Here is a 5,615-nt window from a genome sequence, read left to right on the forward strand (position 1 = left end):
CCCTGTTCGAAGTCGAGGATCTGGTCGCGATTGGCACCCACGGCGGTTTCCGCAAGCGCGCGGAACACGAACTGGTCCGCGTCCTGACCGCCGGACAGGAAGTCCCGGCCCAGCCCACCCGCAAGCTCGTCCTCGCCGGCCCGGCCACGCAGGATGTCATCGCCGCTTTCGCCTTCCAGGATGTCGTCGCCCGCGCCGCCGTCCATCGTGTCGTTGTCGTCGCCGCCGTAAAGTTCGTCGCTGCCATCCTGGCCGATCAGCACATCGTTGCCGCCATCGCCATAGATGCTGTCACCGTCCGCGTTGCCGTTCAGCGTATCGTTGTCGGCGCCGCCTTCGATATAGTCGTTGCCCGCGCCGCCCTGGATGAAATCGTTGCCGGCCTCGCCGATCAGGTCGTCGTCACCCGCGTTGGCAAAGATGTCGTCATCGCCCGAGCCGCCAAAGACCGTGTCGTCACCGTCGCCGCCGCGCACGGTGTCGTTCTCGGTGCCGGCAATCACGCTGTCGCTGCCCGCCCCGCCAAAAATCAGGTCCGCGCCGCCGCCGCCGGTCAAGGTGTCGTCGCCGCCCCGGCCCACTAGCTTGTCGTCGTCGGGGCCGCCATCGAGGTCGTCGGCCAGGTCGCCGCCGGCCAGCGTGTCGTTGCCATTTCCACCCGCGACAAGAGCCGTGGTTATCCCGGAACCGAACCCGTGATAGCCGTCGCTTCCATCGCCGAGCGTAACGTTGCCAAGGATCTGACCGGTGTTGATGACCACGTCGCTGCCGCCCGCCAGGTTCACGCTGCCATCGACAAGACCCGTGTTCAGCAAGCGGTCGGTGGCCGTGGACGAGGTCGACAGGACGACGTCCACGGCGGTGCCGCTGAGAAGACCGGAGTTTCTGATGTCGAGCGCGGCGCTGCCTTCGATCGCCCGCCCAAAGTCACCCGGGCCGGAGAAGCGGCTGTTTCCGATGATTTCGCCGCTGTTGGTGATGTGGGTGTCCGGCTCGTTGATCTGGATGCCCGTGCTTCCCACGATGCGCCCCGAATTGTGGACCACAGTTCGGGCCTGATCGATTTGGAGTCCGTTGTTGTTGCCAAAGACAGACCCCGAGACCGAGATCACGGAGGGGAATATGGACGACCCTGTTGCGGGGGTGTCGATCACCACACCGTTCGAGAAGACTCCTGTCACCGCCCCCTGGATGTCGATGACCGTGGCGAACCGGGCGCTGACGATGCCATTGTCGGCGTCGACGGTGCCGGTTTCACCGACGACAATGGTCACGCGCCCGCTGCTGACGTCGGGGGCAGAGATCCCGGTCGCGCCTGTCACGGCGCCCCGGATGACCACATCCGCAAAAGTGGTGTTGGTTAAAACGACGCCATTGCCGGAACTGGGGAAGACGGTGTTGCCTTCGGGAAGGAGGCTGAGGGCAGACCCGGAAAGGGTCACTGTGGACGTGCTGCTGGCAATGATGTTGACGGACATGGTCGCTCCAATATTGGCCGACATTTGCCGTCGGCGTAAAATTTACATTTGATTAACCTTCATGATTGGACGTTCAGGATCAAGAAATGATGTGCGTCATCGGTGTGCGTTGCCTGGGGGCGATCTTTTTCGGTTGTTCAAACGAAAAGGAACGCCCCGCGATGGGGGCGTTCCAGCGATGTTCCATAACCGGAATAGTCCGGCGAGGGCCTTAGTTCTTGGACTTGTCGACCATCTTGCCGGCCGAGATCCAGGGCATCATGGCGCGCAGCTTTTCGCCCGTTTCTTCGATCTGGTGTTCGTCATTGATGCGGCGGGTCGCCTTGAACGACGGCTGGCCGACGGCGTTTTCCAGCATGAAATCACGCACGAACTTGCCGGTCTGGATGTCGGTCAGGACCGCCTTCATCCGTGCCTTTGTCTCATCGTAGGGCAGGATGCGCGGGCCGGAGACGTATTCACCGTATTCGGCGGTGTTCGAGATCGAGTAGTTCATGTTGGCGATGCCGCCTTCGTAGATCAGGTCCACGATCAGCTTCACCTCGTGCAGGCACTCGAAATAGGCCATTTCCGGCTTGTAGCCGGCCTCGACCAGGGTTTCGAAACCCATGCGGATCAGTTCCACGAGGCCACCGCAGAGAACCGCCTGTTCGCCGAAGAGGTCGGTTTCGCACTCTTCGCGGAAGTTGGTTTCGATGATGCCCGACCGGCCGCCGCCGATGGCAGAGCAATAGGACAGGCCGATTTCCAGCGCCTTGCCCGAGGCGTCGTTGTGAACCGCCACAAGGCAGGGCACGCCGCCGCCCTTGGTGTATTCGCCGCGCACGGTGTGGCCGGGGCCCTTGGGCGCCATCATGATGACGTCGACGCCGGGCTTGGGCTCGATCAGGCCGAAGTGCACGTTCAGACCGTGGGCGAAGGCGATGGCGGAGCCTTCCTTCAGGTGGTCGTGGACGTATTTCTTGTAGGTCTCTGCCTGAAGTTCGTCGGGCATGGTGAACATGATCACGTCACACCAGGCGGCCGCCTCGGAAATGCCCATGACCTGCAGGCCTTCGCCTTCGGCCTTGGCGCGCGAGGGCGAGCCTTCGCGGAGCGCCACGCAGACGTTCTTGGCGCCCGAGTCGCGCAGGTTCAACGCATGGGCGTGGCCCTGGGAGCCGTAGCCCAGGATGGCGACTTTCTTGTCCTTGATCAGGTTCACATCGCAATCGCGATCATAGTAAACGCGCATGTCGGCGCTCCTTCCTTGGTCTTGTTGTTCTGACGCGCACTCTACGCCCGGCGGCGCGAGAGTGTTTGCGTTTTTCGGGTATTTTCGCCAAGAAGAAGCATAGGCATTCGCATGATTGGGAGATGTTGCGAAAATCATGCTTGATGATACGGACAGGCGCATTCTGCGCCACATGATGGCAGAGCCGGACATGGCCGGTGGGGCTCTGGCCGAACGGGCAGGGGTCACGGCCTCGACCCTGGCACGGCGGCTGGAGCGGCTGCGCGCGCGCGGCGTGTTGCACGGGCTGCGCGGGGTGATCGACTGGCGGGCGCTGGGCTACGAGGTCGAGGTCAGCCTGCGTGTGACGCTGGACAAGACCCAGCCGCGCGCCTTCGACGAGTTCATCGCGGCCGCGCGCGAGGTGCCCGAGGTGCTGGAGATCCAGACCTTCCTGGGGCAGGTGGACGTGCGCCTGTCGGTGATCGCGCGGGACATGGCGCATTACCAGCAACTGTATCGCGAGCGCCTGCTGACCCTGCCGCATATCGCCGACATTGAGGCGCTGATGCATGTCGCGCGCGTCAAGGACCGCGAGGCGCTGCCGCTGTGATCGCCCTGGACGACACCGACCGGGCGCTGATCCGCGCGCTGGCGCAGGATGCCACTGCCTCGGCCGGGGCACTGGGGCGCGATCTGGGCCTGTCGCAGCCCGCCTGCTGGCGCCGCATCAAGCGCCTGCGCGAGGCGGGCGTATTCCGTGCCACCCGGCTGGATGTGGACACGGCGGCGCTGGGCTTTGGCGTGACGGTTTTCCTTGGGGTCAAGCTGGCGACCAAGGGGCGGGTCAGCCTCGAGGATTTCGAACGCGCGGTCAGCGCCATCCCCGAGGTGCAGACGGTGGAACATGTCCTGGGCGCTTATGACTACCGCCTGCGGGTGGTGGCGCGCGACCTGTCGGATTTCGAGCGCGTGCTGCGCCGCCGCATCATGACGCTGCCCGGGGTGGGAAACCTGGACGCCAACGTGTTGCTGAGCGAGGAACGGCGGCCCGGGCCGCTGGGCTAAACAGGTCTTGTCTTGCCAATGTTTGCGTAGTATTCCTTTGCATACAGATACTTGGCCGGATTTCTCATGGCGGCTATGCGATATTGTGCGTGGTTTTTTCCGGATGTCCCCTCTTATGCTGCGGTGCAGAATTTAACGGGCCTGCAATCGGCGGACCCGCCGCGCAACCGCAGATATCTTGGGGACCATCATGAAAACGATCCTGACCGCCGCCGCCATCGCCTTGACCTCTTCCGCCGCCCTGGCGGGCACCGTTGCCCTGGACAAGGCCGCCGAGGGTGCCACGCTGCACGAGGCCGGTATCGATATGAGCCTCTACTGGACCGAGGCAGAGGGCGGCTTTGAGCTGGTCGCGACCTATGTCACGGATGAAACCGCCGAGCCCGCCCGCCTGGTCATGCTGCTGCAGGACGGCGATAACGTCACTTTCGGCCTGCCGGACGCGCCGGACGCGACCTTCAAGTTCATCCGCACCGGCGATGTCGTGGTGGTGGCCGGCCATACGCCCCGCACGGAGCTGGTCAGCAACTGATCCTGCGGGTCACGGCCCGAGACTTTGGGAACGGCGGCGCATGCCTTGCGCCGCCGTTTTTCGTGTCTGCCCCATTGGTTGGTCTTTTCGCCGCGCGCCGGGCGGGATAGAGCTTTGGGCAAACATGGAGGACCCTATGGCTGCCTTGCTAGACACAGTCGATCCCGACGGGATGGAAGAATTCTCGGTCGTCTTCACCGACCGCTCGCTCAACCACATGTCCGCCGCTTTTCAGGAGGTGATGCGCGACATCTCGGCCATGCTGAAAGAAGTCTATGCCGCCGATGGCGTGGCCGTGGTGCCCGGTGGCGGCACCTACGGGATGGAGGCGGTGGCCCGCCAGTTCGGGCGCGGCGCTGACGTGCTGGTGGTGCGCAACGGCTGGTTTTCCTACCGCTGGTCGCAGATTTTCGAGGCCGGTGGTTTCGCAGGCGAGACCACGGTGATGAAGGCACGCCGCACGGGCAACGCGCCCGATGCGCCTTTTGCCCCCGCGCCGATCGAAGAGGTCGAGGCCAAGATCGCCGAGACGCGCCCCGATGTCGTCTTTGCTCCGCATGTCGAAACCTCGGCCGGGGTGATCCTGCCGGATGACTATGTCACCCGGCTGGCCAAGGCCGCGCATGATGTGGGGGCGCTGATGGTGCTGGACTGCATCGCCTCGGGCTGCGCCTGGGTCGACATGCGCACCACCGGGGTCGACGTGCTGATATCTGCGCCGCAAAAGGGCTGGTCCTCGACCCCCTGCGCGGGGTTGGTGATGATGTCGGACCGCGCGCTTGCGCGGCTGGAGGAAACCACCTCGGACAGTTTCGCCGTCGACCTGAAGAAATGGTACCAGATCATGCAGGCCTACGAGAACGGCGGCCATGCCTACCACGCCACCATGCCGACAGACGGGTTGCGGTCCTTCCGCGACACGATGGCCGAAACCCGCACCTATGGGTTCGACAAGCTGAAGGCGGCACAATGGGCGCTTGGGGACGCGGTACGGGCGATGTTCGCCGAAAAGGGCGTGACATCCGTCGCTGCAGATGGCTACGGCGCACCGGGCGTGGTGGTCTGCTATACCGCCGATCCGGATATCAAGACGGGCAAGGCTTTTGCGGCCCACGGCATGCAGATCGCGGCGGGTGTGCCGTTGCAATGCGACGAGCCGCCGGAGTTCTCCACCTTCCGCATCGGTCTGTTCGGGCTGGACAAGCTGTACGATGTCGAGGCCACGGTGGCGCGGTTGCGCAAGGTGGTGGACGAGGTCCTGTAGGAGGGGGCTCTGCCCCCGTCGCCCCTGGCGACTCCCCCGGAGGTATTTTCGGCCCAAAGA

The 5,615-nt window shown here is 64.1% G+C and carries 6 protein-coding genes; 4 read left to right on the forward strand and 2 right to left on the reverse strand.

Features of this window, described 5'->3' with window-relative positions:
* Positions 1-1,478 (reverse strand): calcium-binding protein (locus PVW46_RS17560; RefSeq protein ID WP_274576920.1); only part of this gene is annotated, 1,478 nt, incomplete at its 3' end.
* Between the two features lie 211 nt (positions 1,479-1,689).
* Positions 1,690-2,712 carry a ketol-acid reductoisomerase gene (gene ilvC / locus PVW46_RS17565; protein WP_069210184.1) on the reverse strand — a complete coding sequence of 341 codons (1,023 nt, stop codon included), beginning with the start codon at positions 2,710-2,712 and terminating at the stop codon, positions 1,690-1,692.
* 136 nt (positions 2,713-2,848) lie between these two features.
* Between ilvC and PVW46_RS17570 the strand changes: the two genes are divergently transcribed.
* The 4 genes from PVW46_RS17570 (at position 2,849) to PVW46_RS17585 (ending at position 5,555) form a co-directional block, all read left to right on the forward strand.
* Complete coding sequence (locus tag PVW46_RS17570) at positions 2,849-3,304, forward strand: Lrp/AsnC family transcriptional regulator (RefSeq protein WP_043144373.1); 456 nt, start codon at positions 2,849-2,851, stop codon at positions 3,302-3,304.
* Positions 3,301-3,759: an Lrp/AsnC family transcriptional regulator gene (locus tag PVW46_RS17575; RefSeq protein ID WP_069210183.1), complete on the forward strand. Its 459-nt coding sequence runs from the start codon at positions 3,301-3,303 to the stop codon at positions 3,757-3,759. Before PVW46_RS17570 ends, PVW46_RS17575 begins: the two co-directional genes overlap by 4 nt.
* 190 nt (positions 3,760-3,949) lie before the next feature.
* Positions 3,950-4,291, forward strand: coding sequence for a hypothetical protein (locus PVW46_RS17580; protein WP_052244633.1), 342 nt, complete (start codon positions 3,950-3,952; stop codon positions 4,289-4,291).
* 136 nt (positions 4,292-4,427) lie between these two features.
* On the forward strand, positions 4,428-5,555 hold the full coding sequence (locus PVW46_RS17585) for an aminotransferase class V-fold PLP-dependent enzyme (RefSeq protein WP_069210182.1): 1,128 nt from the start codon (positions 4,428-4,430) through the stop codon (positions 5,553-5,555).
* The last annotated feature ends 60 nt before the right edge of the window (positions 5,556-5,615 follow it).

This window comes from Mameliella sp. AT18, from assembly GCF_028807275.1.
GTDB classification, from domain to species: domain Bacteria; phylum Pseudomonadota; class Alphaproteobacteria; order Rhodobacterales; family Rhodobacteraceae; genus Antarctobacter; species Antarctobacter albus.

Coding starts and splice junctions, on each gene's coding strand:
- PVW46_RS17585 (WP_069210182.1), top strand. CDS start 4,428: ATGGCTGCCTTGCTAGACACAGTCGATCCCGACGGGATGGAAGAATTC.
- PVW46_RS17580 (WP_052244633.1), top strand. CDS start 3,950: ATGAAAACGATCCTGACCGCCGCCGCCATCGCCTTGACCTCTTCCGCC.
- ilvC (WP_069210184.1), bottom strand. CDS start 2,712: ATGCGCGTTTACTATGATCGCGATTGCGATGTGAACCTGATCAAGGAC.
- PVW46_RS17570 (WP_043144373.1), top strand. CDS start 2,849: ATGCTTGATGATACGGACAGGCGCATTCTGCGCCACATGATGGCAGAG.